We start from the raw sequence: 19,522 nt of genomic DNA, 5'->3' as shown, positions 1-19,522 counted from the left end.
CGCCGACGCGCGCCCGGCCCCGCCGGAACACCCCGACACGCCCCCGGCCACCGGACGGGACCCGCGGACCCCCGGTCCCGGCGCCCCGCACCAGCCGCCCCCTCCGCCCCCGCCCACGGCAGCACACGGCGGGACGGAGGACGACCGCACGCTCGCCCACTCGGGCCCCGGCAAGGGCCCCAAGAGGCCTCCCGAGCAGTCGCGCGGCGGCCTGCTGATGGGGCGGCCGTTCGGCGTACCGGTGTACGTCGCGCCGAGCTGGTTCCTCGTCGCCATCCTCATCACCTGGGTGTTCGGCGGGCAGATCGACCGCGTCCTGCCCGAGCTCGGCGCCGCCAGCTACCTGGTGTCCCTCTTCTTCGCCGTCGCCTTCTACGCCTCGGTGCTCGTCCACGAGCTCGCCCACACCCTCGCCGCGCTCCGCTTCAAGCTGCCGGTGCGCCGCATCCAGCTCCAGTTCTTCGGCGGCGTCTCCGAGATCGAGAAGGAGGCGGAGACCCCCGGCCGGGAGTTCGTGCTCGCCTTCGTCGGCCCGCTGCTCTCCCTGGTGCTGTCCGGCGTCTTCTACCTCGGGCTGCTCGCCGTCGACCCCAGCTCCGTGCCCGGGGTCCTGCTGGCCGGCCTGATGATCTCCAACCTCATCGTCGCCGTCTTCAACCTCCTGCCGGGCCTCCCGCTCGACGGCGGCCGGATGCTCCGCGCGGTGGTCTGGAAACTCACCGGCAGGCCGATGACCGGCACCGTCGCCGCCGCCTGGGTCGGCCGCGCCCTCGCCGTCTCCGTCCTCGTCGGGCTGCCGCTGCTCACCCAGTCCGGCGCGCTCGGCTCCGCCGCCGCCGACGGCGTCGGCATGGACACCGTCCTGGACGCCCTGCTCGCCGCGATCCTGGCCGCCATCATCTGGACCGGCGCCGGCAACAGCCTGCGCATGGCCCGCCTGCGCGAACACCTCCCCGAGCTGCGCGCCCGCACCCTCACCCGCCGCGCCGTCCCGGTGGAGAACGACACCCCGCTGTCCGAGGCCCTGCGCCGGGCGAACGCCGCCGGGGCCCGCGCCCTGGTCGTCGTCGACCCCGACGGCACCCCGCTGTCCCTGGTGCGCGAGGCCGCCATCGTCGGCGTGCCCGAGCACCGCCGCCCCTGGGTGCCGGTCTCCGGGCTCTCCCAGGACATCACCGACGGCATGCGGGTCTCCGCCGAGCTGGCGGGCGAGGACCTGCTGGAGGTGCTGCGGGCGACCCCGGCGACCGAGTACCTGGTGGTCGAGGACACCGGCGAGATCTACGGCGTGCTGTCCGCGGCGGACGTGGAACGGGCGTTCGTGAAGGCCATGGCACGGCCCAGCTGAGCCCGCCGGGGCGGGGGAGCACCGCCTCGCCGCACGGGCGCCCGCACGCCCCGGAGGTGGTCGGCGGGCCCTCCGGGGACCGGTAGGCTGGTCACATGTCCGAACCGACCGGTGCCGCCCGCAGGCGCGGGCCCTTCAAGGTCGGGGACCAGGTTCAGCTGACCGACCCCAAGGGCCGCCACTACACGTTCACGCTCGAGGCCGGGAAGAATTTCCACACCCACAAGGGTTCCTTCCCGCACGACGAACTGATCGGCGCTCCCGAGGGCAGCGTTGTCCGCACCACCGGGAACGTCGCCTACCTCGCGCTGCGCCCCCTGCTCCCCGACTACGTCCTGTCCATGCCCCGCGGGGCAGCCGTCGTCTACCCGAAGGACGCGGGACAGATCCTCGCCTTCGCCGACATCTTCCCCGGCGCGCGCGTCGTGGAGGCCGGTGTGGGCTCCGGCTCGCTGAGCAGCTTCCTGCTGCGGGCCATCGGCGACCAGGGCATGCTGCACAGCTACGAGCGCCGCGAGGACTTCGCCGACATCGCCCGGCAGAACGTCGAGCGCTACTTCGGCGGCCCGCACCCCGCCTGGCAGCTCACCGTCGGCGACCTCCAGGACAACCTGTCCGACGCCGACGTGGACCGCGTCATTCTCGACATGCTGGCCCCCTGGGAGTGCCTGGAGGCCGTCTCCAAGGCGCTCGTCCCCGGCGGCATCCTGTGCTGCTACGTGGCGACCACCACCCAGCTCGCCCGGACCGTGGAGTCCATCCGCGAGATCGGCTGCTTCAACGAGCCGACCTCCTGGGAGACGATGATCCGCAACTGGCACATCGAGGGCCTGGCCGTCCGCCCGGACCACCGGATGATCGGCCACACCGGCTTCCTGCTCACCGCCCGCCGTCTCGCCGACGGCGTCGAGCCGCCCATGCGCCGCCGCCGCCCGGCCAAGGGCGCCTACGGCGAGGACTACGCGGGCCCCAACGCCGACGGCGGCGCCACCCGCTGACACACCCCCGCCACGACAACGCACGGGCGCCGTGGCGCAGTTCCCCCGCACGCGCGGGAACTGCGCCACGGCGCCCGTGCGTTGAGCCCCCGACGGGGTCACCGGCCCACGGCCTGACCCGCCCCGGTTCCCCCGGTGCGTGAACCCACACCCCCGCCGTTCCCTCCGTCCTGTGACGTGTGGCACGATGCTGGCCACCCCCACCGGCACAGCCCTCACAGGAGGCACTCCTCGTGCAGCCTTCCGCGGTCCCGGAACTCGCCCACACGCACGCCCGTCCGATCCACTGGGTCGCCACCGCGACGGCCCTCGCCGGTGTCGTCGCGCTGTCGTCGCTGTTCCAGCCCGGCTCCGCGACCGCGGCCCAGAGCCCCGGCCCGCAGACCAGGAGCGCGCCGGCGCACGGCGCCCCGCCGGACCCCGCGGGCGTGGAGTTCCCCTTCGACTGCGGCCCGGTGCAGCAGGTCGTGAAGAAGCAGGCGTCCGGCGACCTCGACGGCGACGGCCGGCCCGAGACCGTGGCCGTGGTCCACTGCGACGCGCCCATGGGCACCCCGCCGGACGGCGTGTACGTGCTGACCCGGTCCGCCGACGACGCGACCCCGCGGGTGGTCGCCACTCTCGTCGACCCGGGGGACCGCACCAACGTCGACGACTTCTCGGTGGACGGGGGCGACGTGAACGCCACCCTCCTCGGCTACTCGTCCGCCGACGTGCCCAGTTGCTGCCCCGACGTGCGCGAGAGCGTGAAATGGCGTTGGGACGACGGCTCGTTCACGCGCTCCACACCGTCCGGCGCCCGGAGCGTCTGACCGCGCCCGGGAACCGGCGGCCACCGCGCCGGCCGTACCGGTCGTACCGGACGCGCGCGTGACGGGAGCACACGCGGGCGCGCGGACCCGCAGCGCACTCCGGCGGGCGGGGAATCAGACGGACATGACGGACCGTGCCACGCCCGTCACGCCGCGTCCGGCCCGTACACCTCGACGCCGTCCGTCACCCGCCGGACGTGGATGCACTCGCCGGGACACTCCTTCGCCGAGTCGACCACATCGGTGAGAAGCGGCAGCGGCACGGGCGTCGTCGCGCCCTTGTCCTGAAGCAGCTCGTCGTCCGGACTCTTCACGTAGGCCAGGCCGTCGATGTCGAGTTCGAACACCTCCGGCGCGTACTGGGCGCAGATGCCGTCGCCCGTACACAGGTCCTGGTCGATCCAGACCTCCAGCGCCTCCTCGCGGGCCCCGGCCTCCTGCTGCACGCTCATCTCTCCTGCCGATCGCTGCGTCGGACGGGACGGGAATCCGGCCAGCTCCGACGGGTGTTGAACACTTCGACCCTACCCGCGCCGGGATTCCAATCATCGTCGGTGGGTATTCCCCTGGCGTGAGGGAGAGCGCAAGGGTGAAGATCGGACACACCCCGACCGTCTTTGTGATCTAGGGGTTTCAATCGACACCCGCCCAGGTAGGGTCTGGAAGCGTCCAGCTCCCCTTGGAGGAGGTGAGGACCGTGGCAGCCCACGACGACGACATGAACCGCGGCATCCGCCCGGGACGCGGGTCCGACGACCCGGCCGGGCAGATCGCCTACCTTGAGCAGGAGATCGCCGTCCTGCGACGTAAGCTCGCCGACTCTCCGCGACACACGAGGATTCTCGAAGAGCGGATCGTCGAGCTGCAGACCAACCTGGCCGGCGTGTCCGCCCAGAACGAACGACTCGCCAGCACGCTCCGTGAGGCCCGCGACCAGATCGTGGCCCTCAAGGAGGAGGTCGACCGGCTCGCCCAGCCCCCGGCCGGCTTCGGAGTCTTCCTCACGGCGAACGAGGACGGCACCGCCGACATCTTCACCGGCGGCCGCAAGCTCCGGGTGAACGTCAGCCCGGGCGTGGAGCTCGACGGGCTCCGGCGTGGCCAGGAGGTCATGCTCAACGAGGCGCTCAACGTGGTCGAGGCCATGGAGTTCGAGCGTGTCGGCGACATCGTCACCCTCAAGGAGATCCTCGAGGACGGCGAGCGCGCCCTGGTGGTCGGGCACACCGACGAGGAGCGGGTGGTGCGGCTCGCGGAGCCGCTGCTGGACATCACCATCCGCCCCGGTGACGCCCTGCTGATGGAGCCGCGCTCCGGGTACGTCTACGAGGTCGTCCCCAAGAGCGAGGTCGAGGAGCTCGTCCTCGAAGAGGTCCCCGACATCGGATACGAGCAGATCGGCGGCCTCGGCAACCAGATCGAGGCCATCCGGGACGCGGTCGAGCTGCCGTACCTCTACCCGGACCTGTTCCGCGAGCACGAACTGCGTCCGCCGAAGGGCGTCCTGCTCTACGGGCCCCCCGGATGCGGAAAGACGCTCATCGCCAAGGCCGTCGCGAACTCGCTCGCCAAGAAGGTGGCCGAGGTGACCGGGCAGGCCGCCGGCAAGAGCTTCTTCCTCAACATCAAGGGCCCGGAGCTGCTCAACAAGTACGTCGGCGAGACCGAGCGGCAGATCCGCCTGGTCTTCCAGCGGGCCCGTGAGAAGGCCAGCGAGGGCACGCCCGTCATCGTCTTCTTCGACGAGATGGAGTCCCTCTTCCGCACCCGTGGATCCGGTGTCAGCTCGGACGTGGAGAACACCATCGTTCCGCAGCTGCTGGCCGAGATCGACGGTGTGGAGGGCCTGGAGAACGTGGTGGTCATCGGCGCCTCCAACCGTGAGGACATGATCGACCCCGCGATCCTGCGGCCCGGCCGGCTCGACGTGAAGATCAAGATCGAGCGTCCGGACGCCGAGGCGGCCAAGGACATCTTCGGCAAGTACCTCACCGAGCGCCTCCCGCTGCACGGCGACGACCTCGCCGAGCACGGCGGCGACAAGGGCATGACGGTCCAGAGCATGATCCAGACCGCCGTGGAACAGATGTACGCCGAGTCCGAGGAGAACCGCTTCCTGGAGGTCACCTACGCCAATGGTGACAAGGAGGTCCTGTACTTCAAGGACTTCAATTCCGGCGCCATGATCGAGAACATCGTGGGCCGGGCCAAGAAGATGGCCATCAAGGACTTCCTCGAGAAGAACCAGAAGGGTCTCCGCGTCTCCCACCTGCTCCAGGCCTGCGTGGACGAGTTCAAGGAGAACGAGGACCTGCCCAACACCACCAACCCGGACGACTGGGCGCGCATCTCCGGAAAGAAGGGCGAGCGGATCGTCTACATCCGTACGCTCATCACCGGAAAGCAGGGCGCGGACACCGGACGGTCCATCGACACGGTGGCGAATACCGGTCAGTACCTGTAAAAGACAGGGCGGCTGCGGGTGCCCTCGGCGGGTACCCGCAGCCGACTGTTTTTCGGGCCACGGCTGGAGCACAGCAATGACGCAAATGATCTCCCCACCGGCGCAGAGGCGTTCTAGGCTCTTGCATACCGCCGAGTCGCGCAGTGCGGGGACGGGCACCGCACACGCATCTGAGCGCCAGCGGTACTTGAGCAGCGCCCCCGACCGGGAGCGCTGCCGGGCAAGGAGGGCCGCATGACCGTACGGCGAGTAATGGGCATCGAGACGGAGTACGGGATCTCCGTCCCCGGCCACCCGAACGCCAATGCCATGCTCACCTCGTCCCAGATCGTGAACGCCTACGCGGCGGCGATGCACCGGGCGCGCAGGGCCCGCTGGGACTTCGAGGAGGAGAACCCGCTGCGGGACGCGCGAGGCTTCGACCTCGCCCGGGAGGCCGCCGACGCCAGCCAGCTCACCGACGAGGACATCGGCCTGGCGAACGTGATCCTCACCAACGGGGCCCGCCTCTACGTGGACCACGCGCACCCCGAGTACAGCGCACCGGAGGTCACCAACCCGCGCGACGCCGTGCTGTGGGACAAGGCCGGCGAGCGCATCATGGCCGAGGCCGCCGAACGGGCGGCCGCGCTGCCCGGCGCCCAGCCGATCCACCTCTACAAGAACAACACCGACAACAAGGGCGCCTCCTACGGCACGCACGAGAACTACCTGATGAAGCGGGCCACCCCGTTCTCGGACATCGTGCGCCACCTGACGCCCTTCTTCGTCTCCCGCCAGGTCTTCGCCGGGGCCGGCCGCGTCGGCATCGGCCAGGACGGCCACGAGCACGGTTTCCAGATCAGCCAGCGGGCGGACTACTTCGAGGTCGAGGTCGGCCTGGAGACCACGCTGAAGCGCCCGATCATCAACACCCGCGACGAACCGCACGCCGACGCCGAGAAGTACCGGCGCCTGCACGTGATCATCGGGGACGCCAACCTCTCGGAGATCTCGACCTACCTGAAGCTGGGCACCACCGCCCTGGTGCTGTCGATGATCGAGGACGGCTTCATCGCCGTCGACCTCGCCGTCGACCAGCCGGTCCGCACCCTCCACCAGGTCTCCCACGACCCGTCGCTGAAGCGCCTCGTCACGCTGCGCAGCGGCCGGACACTGACCGCGGTCCAGCTCCAGATGGAGTACTACGAGCTGGCCCGCAAGTACGTGGAGGAGCGGTTCGGGGCGGACGCCGACGACCAGACCAAGGACGTCCTGGCCCGCTGGGAGGACACCCTCACCCGTCTGGAGAACGACCCGATGAGCCTGGCCGGCGAGCTGGACTGGGTCGCCAAGCGGGAGCTCATGGAGGGCTACCGGCGCCGCGACGGCCTGGACTGGGACGCCGCCCGGCTGCACCTGGTGGACCTCCAGTACGCCGACGTACGCCCCGACAAGGGCCTCTACAACCGGCTGGTGGCCCGCGGCCGGATGAAGCGGCTGCTGGACGAGGCGGAGGTCGAGCGGGCCCGCACGAAGCCGCCGGAGGACACGCGCGCGTACTTCCGCGGACGCTGCCTGGAGCAGTACGCGGACGACGTCGCGGCGGCCTCCTGGGACTCCGTGATCTTCGATCTGCCGGGCCGCGACTCGCTCCAGAGGGTCCCAACCCTCGAACCGCTTCGCGGAACGCGTAATCACGTCAAGGAGCTCCTGGACCGCTGCCGCACGGCGGAAGACCTGGTCAGGGTCCTGTCCGGGAACTGAGCCGGAGCGCCCGGGACCACCCGGGGTGCCGGGAACGGCCCGCCGGCGGGGTGGAACGCCCCGCCGACGGGAATCATCGAGGTGGTCCCCGTACGTTGGAGCAAGTACGGGGGCATTGTCGGACCAGGCTTGTAGGGTCTGATCATCACCAATCGGCGTCATGCCGACCATGTCGGGCGAACTGAGCGGGGTGAGGGTTATGGCGACCAAGGACACCGGCGGCGGGCAGCAGAAGGCCACGCGCTCCACCGAGGAGGTCGAGGAGCAGACGCAGGACGCGCAGGCTTCCGAGGACCTCAAGGAGCGCCAGGAGAAGCTCAACGAGGACGTGGACGACGTCCTCGACGAGATCGACGACGTCCTGGAGGCCAACGCCGAGGACTTCGTCAGGTCCTTCGTCCAAAAGGGCGGCGAGTAGCCTTCGGTCCGAAGGCCGAGCAGGTGCCGTACTTCGCAATCGAAGAGAGTGTGAACGCTGTCCGCGGTGCGCCCAGACCTGCCGCGGACAGCGTTCGCGCTGCACCGGACCCGTCCCGGAAAGACCCGTATCGCATGTGGATCATTGCCGCGAGGCGGGTAGGGTCCGTGACGTACTGTGCTTCAACTGCAATTCGGCCATCGGCAAGTTGGGAGACGATCCCGACCGCATCCGTCGGGCTGCCGCCTATCTGGAGGGAACCTCGTGGAAGCCAACACTCGTGACACCGGGCGTCTGCCTGCTGCCTTCCTGACGCCAGGGTCTTCCTCCTTCATGGACTTCCTCTCCGAACACCAGCCGGACCTGCTGCCGGGGCGCAGGAAGCTGCCGCCCGTCCAGGGCGCGATCGAGGCCCCGCACGGCACCACCATCGTCTCCGTGACCTTCCCCGGCGGGGTCGTCCTCGCCGGTGACCGTCGCGCCACCATGGGCAACGTCATCGCCCAGCGGGACATCGAGAAGGTGTTCCCCGCCGACGAGTACTCCGCGGTGGGCATCGCCGGCACGGCGGGCCTGGCCGTGGAGATGGTCAAGCTGTTCCAGCTGGAGCTGGAGCACTTCGAGAAGGTCGAGGGCGCGCAGCTGTCCCTGGAGGGCAAGGCGAACCGCCTGTCGACCATGATCCGCTCCAACCTGGGCATGGCCATGCAGGGCCTGGCCGTGGTCCCCCTGTTCGCCGGGTATGACGTGGACCGGGAGAAGGGGCGGATCTTCTCCTACGACGTCACGGGCGGCCGTTCCGAGGAGCAGGGGTTCGCCGCCACCGGTTCGGGCTCGATCTTCGCGCGCGGCGCGATGAAGAAGCTGTTCCGGGAGGACCTGAGCGAGGCCGAGGCCACCACACTGGTGGTGCAGGCCCTGTACGACGCGGCAGACGACGACTCGGCGACCGGTGGTCCCGATGTCGCCCGCCGGATCTACCCGATCGTCACCGTGATCACCGAGGACGGCTTCCGCCGGCTCACCGAGGACGAGGCGTCCGGGATCGCCCGGTCCGTGCTGGAGCGGCGGCTGGAGCAGCCCGACGGCCCGCGGGCCTCGCTGCTGTAGGCGGGCGGTCCGGATGTTTCAAGGTGGTCCAGTGACTTCGACAGAAAGGGACGGATAACCGGTGTCGACGCCGTTCTATGTCTCCCCCCAGCAGGCGATGGCCGACCGGGCCGAGTACGCCCGCAAAGGCATCGCCCGTGGCCGCAGCCTGGTCGTGCTGCAGTACGCCGACGGCATCGTCTTCGTCGGCGAGAACCCGTCCCGCGCGCTGCACAAGTTCAGCGAGATCTACGACCGGATCGGCTTCGCCGCCGCCGGCAAGTACAACGAGTACGAGAACCTCCGCATCGGCGGCGTCCGGTACGCCGACCTGCGCGGCTACACCTACGCCCGGCACGACGTGACCGCCCGCGGCCTGGCCAACGTCTACGCGCAGACGCTGGGCACCATCTTCTCCAGCGTCGGCGAGAAGCCGTACGAGGTGGAGCTGGTGGTCGCCGAGGTCGGTGAGACCCCGGACCAGGACCAGATCTACCGGCTGCCGCACGACGGCTCCATCGTCGACGAACACGGCTCGGTGGCGGTCGGCGGCAACGCGGAGCAGATCAGCGGCTACCTCGACCAGCGGCACCAGGACGGCATGACCCTGGCCGAGGCGCTGAGGCTGGCCGTGCAGTCGCTGTCGCGGGACACCAACGGCAGTGAGCGGGAGATCCCCGCCGAGCGGCTGGAGGTGGCGGTGCTGGACCGCACCCGGCCGCAGAAGCGCAAGTTCAAGCGCATCACCGGGCGCCAGCTGGTGCGCCTGCTGGAGGCCGGCGGCGCCGAGACGGCGTCGGAGGCGGAGGACGACGCCGGGTCCGAGACGGAGTCCGGGGGCCCGGACACCGAGTAGTCGGCCGGGCACGGGTGCGCCGTGTGCTCCGGGCCCGCGGGCCGGAAAGCGCGCGGCGCACCGTCGTGTGCGGGCCGTCAGTCCGGTGCGGGGCCGGTGGACCCCCGTACCACCAGGTCGACGGGGATGTCGTCGGCCTCGGGCGCGCGCTGCTCCAGGACGGCCAGCAGCGCCCGCATGCCGCGCTCGCCGAACAGCTCGGCGTCGAACCGCACCGTGGTCAGTTCCGGGTCGATGGCCGTGGCCAGGGCCAGGTCGTCCAGCCCCGTGACGGAGAGGTCGTCGGGGATCCGCAGGCCCAGTCTGCGGGCCGCCTTGTAGGCACCGGCCGCCAGCTGGTCGTCGTCGCAGACGACGGCCGTGGGCCGGTTCCCGCCGGCGAGGGCGGCCCCGGCGGCGGCCTCGGCGCCCCGGATGGAGATGGGCGAGGAGACGGTGCGCAGGGACGCGCCCGGGACGCCCTCCAGCCGGGCGGCCAGTTCGCGGGCCCGTACCTCGAAGGTCCAGGACGCCACGTCGGCGGCCAGGTGCAGGAAGCGCCGGTGGCCGAGGTCCAGCAGGTGCCGGGCGACCTGCCGGACGCCGTCGGCGATGTCCAGGTTCACCGTGGCCGCGCCCACCCCGGCCGCCGGGTCGCTGTCCAGCATCACCAGGGGCAGCTGGTCGCCCCGGATCGCGCTCAGGGCGTCGGCGGCCATCGAGGAGGCGATGACGCCGTCCAGGGCGGCCTGTGCGGACGCGAAGGGGTCGCGGGCCGGGCCGATGCCCTCCGGGGAGGGGTAGAGCACCACCCCGAAGCCGTGCCGGCCGGCGACGCGCGCGGCGCCCGTGTAGACCCCGGCGAAGAACTCCGTGGTGAGCGCGGGAACCACCAGCAGGACCGTGCGGGTGCGGCCCAGGCGCAGGTTGCGGGCGGCGAGGTTGGGCCGGTAGCCGAGGCTGTCCGCGGCCTCGCGGACGCGCTGCGCGGTGGTCTCGGAGACCCGGCCGCGCCACTTGTCGCCCAGGACCAGGGAGACCGCGGCCTGGGAGACACCGGCGGCCCGGGCGACGTCCCGGCTCGTGGGTCGGGTGCTGGCTCGTGCCACCGTCGGACCGCTCCTTCGTCTGGACTGGCGAACAGCCGACATGGTACGTATGGAACCGGCCGTTATACGTACAACGCACGGTCCGGCCCCGGAACGGCCGGTGAGCGGAGGGCTCGGCATGGCCACGGGATACCTGGAGATCCTCCGGGTGCGGCACGCCGCCCGGCTGCTCGTCGGCACGCTGGTGGGACGCCTGCCCAACGCGACCGCGGCCATCGCCATCGTGCTGTTCGTGCGCGCCGAAGGGGGCTCCTACAGCCTGGCGGGCGCCCTCGCGGCGGTCTACGGCGTGGCCAACGCCGTCGGCCAGCCGGTGCTCGGACGGCTGGTGGACCTGCGCGGCCAGCCCCGGGTGCAGCTGCCCGCCGCCGTGCTCTCCGCCCTCGCCATGGCCGTCTTCGCCTTCGCGGGCATCGGCCCGCTGCCCCTGGCCTACGCGGCCGTGGCCGCCGCCGGACTGTTCACGCCCCCGCTGGAGGGCGGACTGCGGGCCCTGTGGGCCACGGTGCTGCCCAAGGAGAACCACGTGCACCGGGCGTACGCCCTGGACGCCGTGGCCCAGGAGGTGATGTTCACCGTCGGGCCGCTGCTCGTCACGGTGTGCGCCGCCCTGTGGTCGGCCCAGGCGGCCCTGCTCGTGCTCAACGCCATCGGGGTGCTCGGCGCGCTGTCCGTGGTCGTCTCGGCGCCCTCCCGCGCCTGGCGCTCCGCGCCGCGCGAGGCGCACTGGCTGGGCGCCCTGCGCTCCCCGGGGCTGCTCGCCCTGCTGGCCGCCTTCCTGTTCATCGGCATGGCGCTCGGGTCCATCACCGTGGCGGCGGTCTCCTACGGGGACGACAACGGCGGTGACGTCGTGTACGGCTGGCTGATGGCGGGCCTCGGCTTCGGCGCCCTCGTCGGCGGCCTGGCGTACGGGGCGCGCGGGTGGCGGGGCGAACCCGGGCGGCGACTGCGGGTGCTGGTGGCCCTTCTGGCGGTGTGTTACCTGCCGCTCATGCTGATGCCGGGCCCGGTGGCCATGACGCTGCTCGCCGCGCTCGCCGGCGTGTTCCTCGCCCCGGCCATCGCCTGTGCCTTCGTGCTCGTCGACCGGCACGCGCCGCGCGGGACGGTCACGGAGGCGTTCTCCTGGCTGGTGACCACCTTCACCGTGGGCGCGTCGGTCGGAACGGGCGTGGCGGGCCCGGTCGTCGAGGCGGGCGGCGCCCTATGGGGTTTCGCGGTGCCCGGCGCGGCCGGTGGCGTGTCCCTGCTGGTTTTGATCGCCACGAGAAGGGTAATAGCAGTTCCGGTCGGCAGGGCGGTGGTTGCGGCCCGTTCGGAAAATGATCCGAACCGTGCCCTCGAACCCCGTTTCAGTTCAGAGGAACGGGCGTAATGTTCAGTCATGGACCGCCGCATTTTCGGGCTGGAGAACGAGTACGGCGTCACGTGCACGTTCAGGGGACAGCGGCGCCTGTCTCCTGACGAGGTGGCGCGGTACCTCTTCCGCCGTGTCGTGTCATGGGGCCGAAGCAGCAACGTCTTTCTGCGCAACGGTGCCCGCCTTTATCTCGACGTGGGATCACATCCGGAATACGCCACCCCCGAGTGTGACAACGTGACCGAACTGGTCACCCACGACAAGGCCGGGGAGCGCATTCTCGAAGGACTCCTGGTGGACGCCGAACGACGCCTGCACGAGGAGGGAATCGCGGGCGACGTCTACCTCTTCAAGAACAACACCGATTCCGCGGGAAACTCCTACGGGTGCCACGAGAACTATCTCGTCGCCCGGCACGGGGAGTTCTCCCGGCTCGCCGACATCCTCATCCCCTTCCTGGTGACCCGCCAGCTCCTGTGCGGCGCGGGCAAGGTGCTGCAGACACCGCGCGGAGCCGTGTTCTGCGTCAGCCAGCGGGCCGAGCACATCTGGGAGGGCGTCTCCTCGGCGACGACCCGCTCCCGGCCGATCATCAACACCCGCGACGAGCCGCACGCGGACGCCGAGCGCTACCGCCGGCTGCACGTCATCGTGGGCGACTCGAACATGTCCGAGACGACCATGCTGCTCAAGGTCGGCGCCACCGACCTGGTGCTGCGCATGATCGAGGCGGGCACCGTCATGCGGGACCTCACCCTGGAGAACCCGATCCGGGCGATCCGCGAGGTGAGCCACGACATCACCGGCCGGCGCAAGGTGCGCCTGGCCAGCGGACGTGAGGCGTCCGCCCTGGAGGTGCAGCGCGAGTACTACGAGAAGGCGCTGGACTTCTGCGAGCGCCGGGGCATCCGCACCGGCACGGTGGAGCAGGTGCTGGAGCTGTGGGGCCGCACCCTGGACGCCATCGAGGAGGAGGACCTCGACCGCATCGGCACCGAGATCGACTGGGTCATGAAGTACAAGCTCATCGAGCGGTACCGGGCCAAGCACAACATGACCATGTCGAATCCGCGGGTCGCGCAGATAGACCTCGCCTACCACGACATCCACCGGCGTCGTGGTCTGTACTACCTGCTCGAGAAGAGGGGGCAGGCCGCCCGGATCTGCAACGACCTCAAGATCTTCGAGGGCAAGTCGGTGCCGCCGCAGACCACCCGGGCGCGGCTCCGCGGCGACTTCATCCGGCGGGCCCAGGAGCAGCGCCGGGACTTCACCGTCGACTGGGTCCACCTCAAGCTCAACGACCAGGCGCAGCGCACCGTGCTGTGCAAGGACCCCTTCCGCTCGGTGGACGAGCGGGTGGAGAAGCTGATCGCCGGCATGTGACCGGTCCGGCCGGCCGCGCCGGCCGGTCGCGATGCCCCCGGGTGGTGACACCCGGGGGCGTCGCGCGTCCTGGGCGCGTTCTTTCGCCGGGGCGTCACCGCGTTCTCGTGGTCCACGGGGTCACAGGTCGTAGAGTGGCGGGCATCGCCCCCACGCCCCCGACTCCCAGTTGGACTGATGAACCACAACACGTACCGGCGCCTCGCGGCGCTGCTGGCCGTTCCCGCCCTGCTGTTCACCGCCGCGTGCGGCGCGGACGACGACAAGAACAGCGACTCCGCGGACGGCGTCGCCCAGGTCGAGGGGAAGTTCGGCCAGAAGCCAGAGATCTCCGACCCCAAGGACACCGAGCCGACCGAGAAGACCGTGGTCAAGACGGTGTCGGCGGGCAAGGGGGCGGCCGTCAAGGCGTCCGACTTCGTCCGGCTCGACTGGACCGTCGTGAAGTGGGGCGAGGACAAGGAGCTCGGCGGCACCTGGGCCACCGCGGCCGGCAAGAAGCCCCGGCCGCAGTCCGTCGCCCAGGTGGGCAAGGAGGGCGGTCAGCTGCCCCCCAAGGTCCTGGACGCGCTGAAGGGCAAGCAGGTCGGCAGCCGCACCCTGGTGCAGGGCACCGCGTCCGACCTGATCGGTCCCAACCTGAACCCGGCCTCCGGCATCACCGAGAAGGACGTCCTGGTCTGGGTGGTCGACACCGTCGCCGCCGCCCCCGTCGACGCCAAGGCCGAGGCCAAGGGTGAGCAGGCGGCCACCGAGGACGGTCTGCCCGAGGTGAAGGCGGCGTCGCAGAAGGCCGCCACGATCACCGTCCCGAAGGGCGCCAAGGCCCCCGAGGAACTCGAGGAGCAGGTCCTGATCAAGGGCGACGGCAAGAAGGTCGAGGCCGGTCAGGGACTCGTCGCCCAGTACACCGGCGTCAAGTGGGAGGACGGCAAGAAGTTCGACTCCTCCTGGGACCACGGCGGCGCCACCGCCTTCCAGATCGGCACCGGCTCGGTCGTGGCCGGCTGGGACCAGGGACTGGTCGGCAAGAACGTCGGCGACCGCGTGCTGCTGGTGATCCCGCCGTCCCTCGGCTACGGCGCCAACCCGGGCAGCGAGCTGGCCAAGAACACCCTGGTCTTCGTCGTCGACATCGTGGGCACCGTCTGACCCGTGCGTCTGTGAAACTGTGTGGGTTCGCAGGTCACGCAACAAGGAGAGAATCAGTGAGCATCGACAAGCCCGAGATCGACTTCCCGGGCGGCGAGCCCCCGGCGGACCTCGAGATCAAGGACATCTGGGAGGGTGACGGCGAGGTGGCCCAGGCGGGTCACACGGTCGCCGTGCACTACGTCGGTGTCGCCTTCAGCACGGGCGAGGAGTTCGACGCCAGCTGGAACCGCGGCACTCCCTTCCGGTTCCCGCTGGGCGCCGGCCGGGTCATCCAGGGCTGGGACCAGGGCGTGCAGGGCATGAAGGTCGGCGGCCGCCGCCAGCTGACCATCCCCGCGCACCTGGCCTACGGCGACCAGAGCCCGACGCCGGCGATCAAGCCCGGCGAGACGCTGATCTTCGTGGTCGACCTGCTCGGCGTCTGACCGGCGCACCGCCGGCCGGCACCCGGTGATCGAAGTGATCACCGCATCGTCGGTTCGTCGTACGACGTCCGGTCGGAAACCGATCGGAGCCGGTCATCAGGGGTCCACGCCCGTCCGGGCGTGGGCCCTCGGCTTTTGCCGCGCCACCACGGAGCGGTACGGTCATCGGTCGTAAGCACCATAGGGAGGCGAAGGGCGTCGATGGCCATTGCCAAGGCCGAGCGGCTGATGAACCTGGCGCTGTGTCTGCTCGGGACACGGCGGCCCCTCAGCAAGCGCGAGCTGCGTGAGTCCATCGAGGCCTACCTGGAGGCGGGCTCCACCGACTCCTTCAACCGGATGTTCGAGCGCGACAAGGACGACCTGCGCGAACTCGGACTCGTCATCGAGACCGTCGAGAACCTCGACGGCGAGACCGGCTACCTCGCCCGCCGCGACAGCAACCGGCTGCCGCCCATCACCCTGGACGCCGAGGAGGCCGCCGCGCTCGGGCTCGCCGCCAAGGTCTGGCAGCAGGCCCGGCTCGCCGGGGCGGCCAGCGGCGCCCTGCAGAAGCTGCGGGCCGCCGGGCTGCCCGACGACGTCGACCCGCACGGCACCCACAGCGCCCTCGAACCCCGCATCCCGGTCCACGAGGCCGCCTTCGAGCCGCTGATGCTCGCCTGCCGCGACCGCCGCCCCGTCGTCTTCGACTACCGCAAGGCCTCCGCCGCCCAGCCCGAGCAGCGGCACGTCGAACCGTGGGCGCTGGAGTGCTGGCGCGGCCACTGGTACCTGGCCGGCTGGGACCGCGACCGGGGCGCCGAGCGGGTCTTCCGGCTGTCCCGGATCACCGGCAGGGTGCGCTCGCGCAGCGGCCGGTTCACCGTCCCCGTGCCGGACGTCGTCACCGTGCGGGAGACCGTGGCGGGCTGGGCGGGCGAGACCGCCGACCGCTCGGCCCGCATCCGGCTGCGGACCGACGCCGGCTACCCGCTGCGCGCCCGGGCCACGGCGGTCCGGGAACTCGGCGACGGGTGGGACGAGTTGGAGATCCCGTACGGTCACGGCCTGGACGCCTGGCTGGTGGAGTTCGGACCGGACGTGGTGGTCCTGGAGCCCGCGGAGCTGCGGGCCGACGTGGTGGACCGGCTGCGCGCCGTCGCCAAGGGCTGAGGGGGAGCGGACACAACGTGGCAGGAAAACCGGTCAGGCCCGTGAACGCCATCGACCAGACCCGGCGGATGCTGTCGCTGGTCACCTATCTGCGCGAGCGCCCCGGCGCCCGCATCGAGGACGTGGCGCGCGCCTTCGGCATCACCGAGGACGAACTGGTCTCCGACCTCGACGTGCTGCCCATGTGCGGCACCAGCTTCCGCGGCGGCGACCTGCTGGACATCGACACCGACGGCGAGCGCATCTGGTGGCACAACCCCGCCGCCCTCGGCGCGGAGACCGCCGAGCCGCTGCGGCTGGCCGCCGACGAGGCCACCGCCCTGCTGGTCGCCGCCCGCGCCGTGGCCACCCTGCCCGGCCTGCGCGAGAGCGACCGCCAGGCGCTGCTGCGGGCCACCGCCAAGGTGGAGACCGCGGCCGGGGAGGCGGCCGGGGCCAGCTCCCGGCTGTCGGTGACCTTCGAGTCCGAGGGCGGCGTCTTCGCCGACGTCGACCGGGCCATCGCCGAGCGCCGCCGCCTGTGGATCCGCTACTACTCACCCGCGCGCGACGAGATCACCGAGCGCGAGATCGACCCGATCCGGCTGGTCAGTGTCGGCCACACCTACGTCGAGGCCTGGTGCCGCCGCTCCGAGGCGCGCCGCACCTTCCGGCTCGACCGGGTCGCGGAGATCCGGATCCTCGACGAGCCGTCGGCGCCCCCGGAGATCGAACTGCGGGACCTGTCGGAGGGGCTGGTGCAGCCCGCCGCCGAGGACCCCGAGGTCGTGGTGGAGGTCGGCCCGGGCGGACGCTGGGTCGCCGAGTACTACCCGCACGACAGTGCGGAGGAGCTTCCCGACGGTGGGCTGCGCATCACCCTGCGGACCCCCGACCCGGCCTCGCTGAAGCGGCTGGCCCTGCGGCTCGGACGGGACGGCCGGATCGTCGCGCCGAGTGGTCTCGCCGACAGCGCCCGGCAGGCGGCCCGCGAGGCGCTCGCGGCCTACGACGGGGTCGAGGCGGCCGGGTGAGCGGGCCGCCCACGGCGGGTGGCGCGGGACGGACAGGACGACAGGCAGGAGCGAGTGCCGTGAGCGAGTCGGCGACGTCTGGTGTGCGGGGGATGACGGTGGCGTCCGCGTTCGCCGGGATGAGAGGTGTGGCCCCGGTCGTGTTCCGGGCGGGCTGTCCCGACTGCCGGGGGCGGTTCGAGCTCGCCGCGAGCGCGCTGCGCCTGGTGGTCGGCGCGAGCAGCCGCACCACCTTCTACTCGTTCACCTGCCCCGAGTGCGCGGCCGCGGTCCGCAAGCCGGCCGGGGAGCGGATTGTGGAACTGCTCACGGGCGGCGGCGTCAGCACCCTGCGGCTGCACTCCACCGCGTAGGTCTCCGGTCCGCACCGCGCGGGCGCGGGGCGGCACCCCGCCGCCCGCCGGGACGGTCTAGGCTCGCCCCATGTTCTGGCCGATGTTCGCGGTTGCCGTGGGATTCGTGAGTCTCTTCGTACTGGGCGTGCTGGCCGTGCGGGTGTTCGTCGAGGCGGAACGCCTCGGCCGGCAGGTCACCGACTCCGCGCACCGCATCGGCCGCGCCGCCGAGGACCTGGAGCGGTCGGCCGCGACCGCGGCCCGCTCCGCCGAGGCCCTCTGAACAGGCCCGCGACGCCCGCCACGGCGCCCTCGCCCTGTCGGGCCGAGGGCACCGGCAGGTACGCTGCTGCACGCGGCCCGGAGAACGAGGCCCGGATCGCGGACGGGGAGGACGCACGGGGATTGCCTCGCGTTCACCCCTGAGCGTTACGATCGCTGTCAGCACCATCGTCCGGGCGTGTGTCCGGTCGGACAGCAACCCCCGCAGCCTCGGTGAGAAGGTAAAGACTTATGTTCGGTGGCAAGATCGGCGCTCCCGAGATCATTCTCATCCTCGTCGTCGTCATCCTGTTGTTCGGCGCGAAGAAGCTGCCGGACATGGCGCGGTCGCTCGGCAAGTCGGCCCGCATCCTCAAGAGCGAGGCCAAGGCGATGAAGGAGGACAAGTCCTCCGCCCCCGCCGACCCGCCGGCCCCCGAGGAGCCCTCGGCGCAGCGCACCATCCAGGCCGCCCCCGGTGACGTGACCAGTTCCCGCCCGGTGGCGGAGCCGACGGACACGACCAAGCGCTGACGCAGGGCCGGTGGACTCCGGCCCGCCGCACGAGATGGGGAACGTGGGTTGCTGAAGTCTGCCCGCAAGCAGGAGAAGGATCCGGAAGGGCGGATGCCCCTCGCGGAGCACCTGCGTGAGCTCCGCAACCGGCTCGCGAAGGCGCTGCTGGCCATCGTCCTGGTGACGGTCGTCGCGGCCTTCTTCTACACCGACATCATCAACTTCTTCACCGACCCGATCCTCAGGTCGGTCGGCTGCGGCCAGTCCTTCGAGGAACTGGCGCGCACCACGCAGGACAAGGCGCAGCCCTGCGCCATGATCACGATCAACGGCCTGCTCACGCCCTTCACGCTGGCGCTGAAGGTCTCGCTGATGGCCGGCATCGTGTTCGCCGCGCCGGTCTGGCTGTACCAGCTGTGGGCCTTCGTCGCCCCCGGTCTGCACCGGCACGAGAAGAAGTACGCCTACGCGTTCGTCGCCACCGGCTTCCCGCTGTTCCTCGGCGGCGCCTACTTCGCGTACCGGGTGCTGCCGACCACCGCCAAGGTGCTCATCGACTTCACGCCCGGCAACGTCGACAACCTGCTGCCGCTGGACGACCTGCTCGACCTCGTGACGCGCATGGTCGTCGTCTTCGGGCTCTCCTTCGAGCTGCCGCTGCTGCTGATCATGCTCAACTTCACCGGGGCGCTGAGCGGCAAGCGGATGCTCGGCTGGTGGCGCGGCATGATCCTGGGCATCACGCTCTTCGCGGCCATCGCCACGCCCAGCACCGACCCGCTGACCATGATGGCGCTCGCCGGACCGATCTGGCTCCTGTACTTCGCCGCGGTCAGCGTGGCCCTGCTCAACGACCGGCGCAAGCGGCGCCTGGAGGCCCTGGGCCCCGCCGACGACGAGGCCTCCGAGCTGGACCTGACCCCCGAGGCCGTCGACCCCGCGGAACCCGTGTCCGCCCTCCCCGAGCAGACGAACAGGGACCGGGTCAACGGTTATGACGACGTGACCTAGCCGGGGGCCACACCTCGTAGGGTCACTGCGTGACCAGCGAGATCACCCTCTTCGTCAACCCCACCGCGGGCCGCGGCCGGGGC

Annotated in this window: 20 protein-coding genes and 1 pseudogene; 19 read left to right on the top strand and 2 right to left on the bottom strand. The window is 71.2% G+C overall.

The features are described 5' to 3' along the window. The 3 genes from G3I53_RS19330 to G3I53_RS19320 all read left to right on the top strand — a co-directional run. On the top strand, positions 1-1,348 hold a 1,348-nt coding region (locus G3I53_RS19330; RefSeq protein ID WP_239063985.1), incomplete at its 5' end, for a site-2 protease family protein. Between the two features lie 95 nt (positions 1,349-1,443). Then, positions 1,444-2,346 (top strand): tRNA (adenine-N1)-methyltransferase, encoded by a 903-nt coding sequence (locus G3I53_RS19325; protein ID WP_164335096.1) that lies wholly within the window; start codon positions 1,444-1,446, stop codon positions 2,344-2,346. A gap of 233 nt (positions 2,347-2,579) precedes the next feature. Beyond that, complete coding sequence (locus G3I53_RS19320) at positions 2,580-3,158, top strand: hypothetical protein (RefSeq protein WP_164335098.1); 579 nt, start codon at positions 2,580-2,582, stop codon at positions 3,156-3,158. A gap of 146 nt (positions 3,159-3,304) precedes the next feature. On the opposite strand, the gene G3I53_RS19315 is transcribed toward G3I53_RS19320, so the two are convergent. Next, positions 3,305-3,610, bottom strand: coding sequence for a ferredoxin (locus G3I53_RS19315; RefSeq protein ID WP_164335100.1), 306 nt, complete (start codon positions 3,608-3,610; stop codon positions 3,305-3,307). Positions 3,611-3,855: 245 nt separating this feature from the next. Between G3I53_RS19315 and arc the strand changes: the two genes are divergently transcribed. The 6 genes and pseudogenes from arc (at position 3,856) to prcA (ending at position 9,731) form a co-directional block, all read left to right on the top strand. Continuing rightward, positions 3,856-5,622: a proteasome ATPase gene (gene arc / locus G3I53_RS19305; protein ID WP_164335104.1), complete on the top strand. Its 1,767-nt coding sequence runs from the start codon at positions 3,856-3,858 to the stop codon at positions 5,620-5,622. Positions 5,623-5,856: 234 nt separating this feature from the next. Then, the gene (gene dop / locus G3I53_RS19300) at positions 5,857-7,368 is read left to right on the top strand and encodes a depupylase/deamidase Dop (RefSeq protein ID WP_343240650.1); all 1,512 of its coding nucleotides are present in this window, start codon (positions 5,857-5,859) and stop codon (positions 7,366-7,368) included. Positions 7,369-7,567: 199 nt separating this feature from the next. After that, on the top strand, positions 7,568-7,786 hold the full coding sequence (locus tag G3I53_RS19295; RefSeq protein WP_164335133.1) for a ubiquitin-like protein Pup: 219 nt from the start codon (positions 7,568-7,570) through the stop codon (positions 7,784-7,786). 109 nt (positions 7,787-7,895) lie between these two features. Then, positions 7,896-8,099: pseudogene (locus G3I53_RS19290) on the top strand (endonuclease domain-containing protein); the annotation flags it as partial. After that, on the top strand, positions 8,051-8,896 hold the full coding sequence (gene prcB, locus G3I53_RS19285) for a proteasome subunit beta (RefSeq protein ID WP_164335106.1): 846 nt from the start codon (positions 8,051-8,053) through the stop codon (positions 8,894-8,896). The pseudogene G3I53_RS19290 and the gene prcB, both read left to right, overlap by 49 nt. Before the next feature lie 61 nt (positions 8,897-8,957). Continuing rightward, positions 8,958-9,731, top strand: coding sequence for a proteasome subunit alpha (gene prcA / locus G3I53_RS19280; RefSeq protein ID WP_164335108.1), 774 nt, complete (start codon positions 8,958-8,960; stop codon positions 9,729-9,731). Between the two features lie 77 nt (positions 9,732-9,808). Here the strand turns inward: prcA and G3I53_RS19275 are convergent, their stop codons facing one another. After that, on the bottom strand, positions 9,809-10,861 hold the full coding sequence (locus G3I53_RS19275) for a LacI family DNA-binding transcriptional regulator (protein ID WP_203592037.1): 1,053 nt from the start codon (positions 10,859-10,861) through the stop codon (positions 9,809-9,811). Positions 10,862-10,937: 76 nt separating this feature from the next. Between G3I53_RS19275 and G3I53_RS19270 the strand changes: the two genes are divergently transcribed. The 10 genes from G3I53_RS19270 to tatC all read left to right on the top strand — a co-directional run bounded on the left by G3I53_RS19270 (position 10,938) and on the right by tatC (position 19,439). Next, positions 10,938-12,197 (top strand): MFS transporter, encoded by a 1,260-nt coding sequence (locus G3I53_RS19270; RefSeq protein ID WP_164335112.1) that lies wholly within the window; start codon positions 10,938-10,940, stop codon positions 12,195-12,197. A gap of 9 nt (positions 12,198-12,206) precedes the next feature. Further along, positions 12,207-13,568, top strand: a complete 1,362-nt coding sequence (gene pafA, locus G3I53_RS19265; RefSeq protein WP_164335114.1) for a Pup--protein ligase — start codon at positions 12,207-12,209, stop codon at positions 13,566-13,568. 177 nt (positions 13,569-13,745) lie between these two features. Beyond that, complete coding sequence (locus G3I53_RS19260; RefSeq protein ID WP_164335116.1) at positions 13,746-14,720, top strand: FKBP-type peptidyl-prolyl cis-trans isomerase; 975 nt, start codon at positions 13,746-13,748, stop codon at positions 14,718-14,720. A 56-nt stretch (positions 14,721-14,776) separates the two neighbouring features. Next, positions 14,777-15,148 carry an FKBP-type peptidyl-prolyl cis-trans isomerase gene (locus tag G3I53_RS19255; RefSeq protein WP_164335118.1) on the top strand — a complete coding sequence of 124 codons (372 nt, stop codon included), beginning with the start codon at positions 14,777-14,779 and terminating at the stop codon, positions 15,146-15,148. Positions 15,149-15,349: 201 nt separating this feature from the next. After that, positions 15,350-16,303 (top strand): WYL domain-containing protein, encoded by a 954-nt coding sequence (locus tag G3I53_RS19250; protein WP_164335119.1) that lies wholly within the window; start codon positions 15,350-15,352, stop codon positions 16,301-16,303. A gap of 17 nt (positions 16,304-16,320) precedes the next feature. Then, positions 16,321-17,316 carry a WYL domain-containing protein gene (locus G3I53_RS19245; RefSeq protein ID WP_164335122.1) on the top strand — a complete coding sequence of 332 codons (996 nt, stop codon included), beginning with the start codon at positions 16,321-16,323 and terminating at the stop codon, positions 17,314-17,316. Positions 17,317-17,375: 59 nt separating this feature from the next. Then, positions 17,376-17,669, top strand: a complete 294-nt coding sequence (locus G3I53_RS19240) for a hypothetical protein (protein ID WP_164335123.1) — start codon at positions 17,376-17,378, stop codon at positions 17,667-17,669. A 70-nt stretch (positions 17,670-17,739) separates the two neighbouring features. Beyond that, positions 17,740-17,934 carry a hypothetical protein gene (locus G3I53_RS19235; protein ID WP_164335125.1) on the top strand — a complete coding sequence of 65 codons (195 nt, stop codon included), beginning with the start codon at positions 17,740-17,742 and terminating at the stop codon, positions 17,932-17,934. A gap of 230 nt (positions 17,935-18,164) precedes the next feature. Further along, positions 18,165-18,446, top strand: a complete 282-nt coding sequence (tatA, locus tag G3I53_RS19230; RefSeq protein WP_164335127.1) for a Sec-independent protein translocase subunit TatA — start codon at positions 18,165-18,167, stop codon at positions 18,444-18,446. 48 nt (positions 18,447-18,494) lie between these two features. After that, on the top strand, positions 18,495-19,439 hold the full coding sequence (gene tatC, locus G3I53_RS19225) for a twin-arginine translocase subunit TatC (RefSeq protein WP_164335129.1): 945 nt from the start codon (positions 18,495-18,497) through the stop codon (positions 19,437-19,439). The last annotated feature ends 83 nt before the right edge of the window (positions 19,440-19,522 follow it).

Source organism: Streptomyces sp. SID14436, from assembly GCF_010548465.1.
In the GTDB taxonomy this organism is placed as follows: Bacteria; Actinomycetota; Actinomycetes; order Streptomycetales; family Streptomycetaceae; genus Streptomyces.
This window is presented reverse-complemented; position numbering and strand designations above follow the sequence as displayed.

What these genes read in the sequence shown, in the direction of transcription:
- G3I53_RS19270 (WP_164335112.1), top strand. Translation starts at nt 10,938, where the DNA reads ATGGCCACGGGATACCTGGAGATCCTCCGGGTGCGGCACGCCGCCCGG.
- pafA (WP_164335114.1), top strand. Translation starts at nt 12,207, where the DNA reads ATGGACCGCCGCATTTTCGGGCTGGAGAACGAGTACGGCGTCACGTGC.
- G3I53_RS19260 (WP_164335116.1), top strand. Translation starts at nt 13,746, where the DNA reads ATGAACCACAACACGTACCGGCGCCTCGCGGCGCTGCTGGCCGTTCCC.
- dop (WP_343240650.1), top strand. Translation starts at nt 5,857, where the DNA reads ATGACCGTACGGCGAGTAATGGGCATCGAGACGGAGTACGGGATCTCC.
- G3I53_RS19325 (WP_164335096.1), top strand. Translation starts at nt 1,444, where the DNA reads ATGTCCGAACCGACCGGTGCCGCCCGCAGGCGCGGGCCCTTCAAGGTC.
- G3I53_RS19295 (WP_164335133.1), top strand. Translation starts at nt 7,568, where the DNA reads ATGGCGACCAAGGACACCGGCGGCGGGCAGCAGAAGGCCACGCGCTCC.
- G3I53_RS19315 (WP_164335100.1), bottom strand. Translation starts at nt 3,610, where the DNA reads ATGAGCGTGCAGCAGGAGGCCGGGGCCCGCGAGGAGGCGCTGGAGGTC.
- G3I53_RS19275 (WP_203592037.1), bottom strand. Translation starts at nt 10,861, where the DNA reads ATGTCGGCTGTTCGCCAGTCCAGACGAAGGAGCGGTCCGACGGTGGCA.
- G3I53_RS19235 (WP_164335125.1), top strand. Translation starts at nt 17,740, where the DNA reads ATGTTCTGGCCGATGTTCGCGGTTGCCGTGGGATTCGTGAGTCTCTTC.
- G3I53_RS19250 (WP_164335119.1), top strand. Translation starts at nt 15,350, where the DNA reads ATGGCCATTGCCAAGGCCGAGCGGCTGATGAACCTGGCGCTGTGTCTG.
- tatA (WP_164335127.1), top strand. Translation starts at nt 18,165, where the DNA reads ATGTTCGGTGGCAAGATCGGCGCTCCCGAGATCATTCTCATCCTCGTC.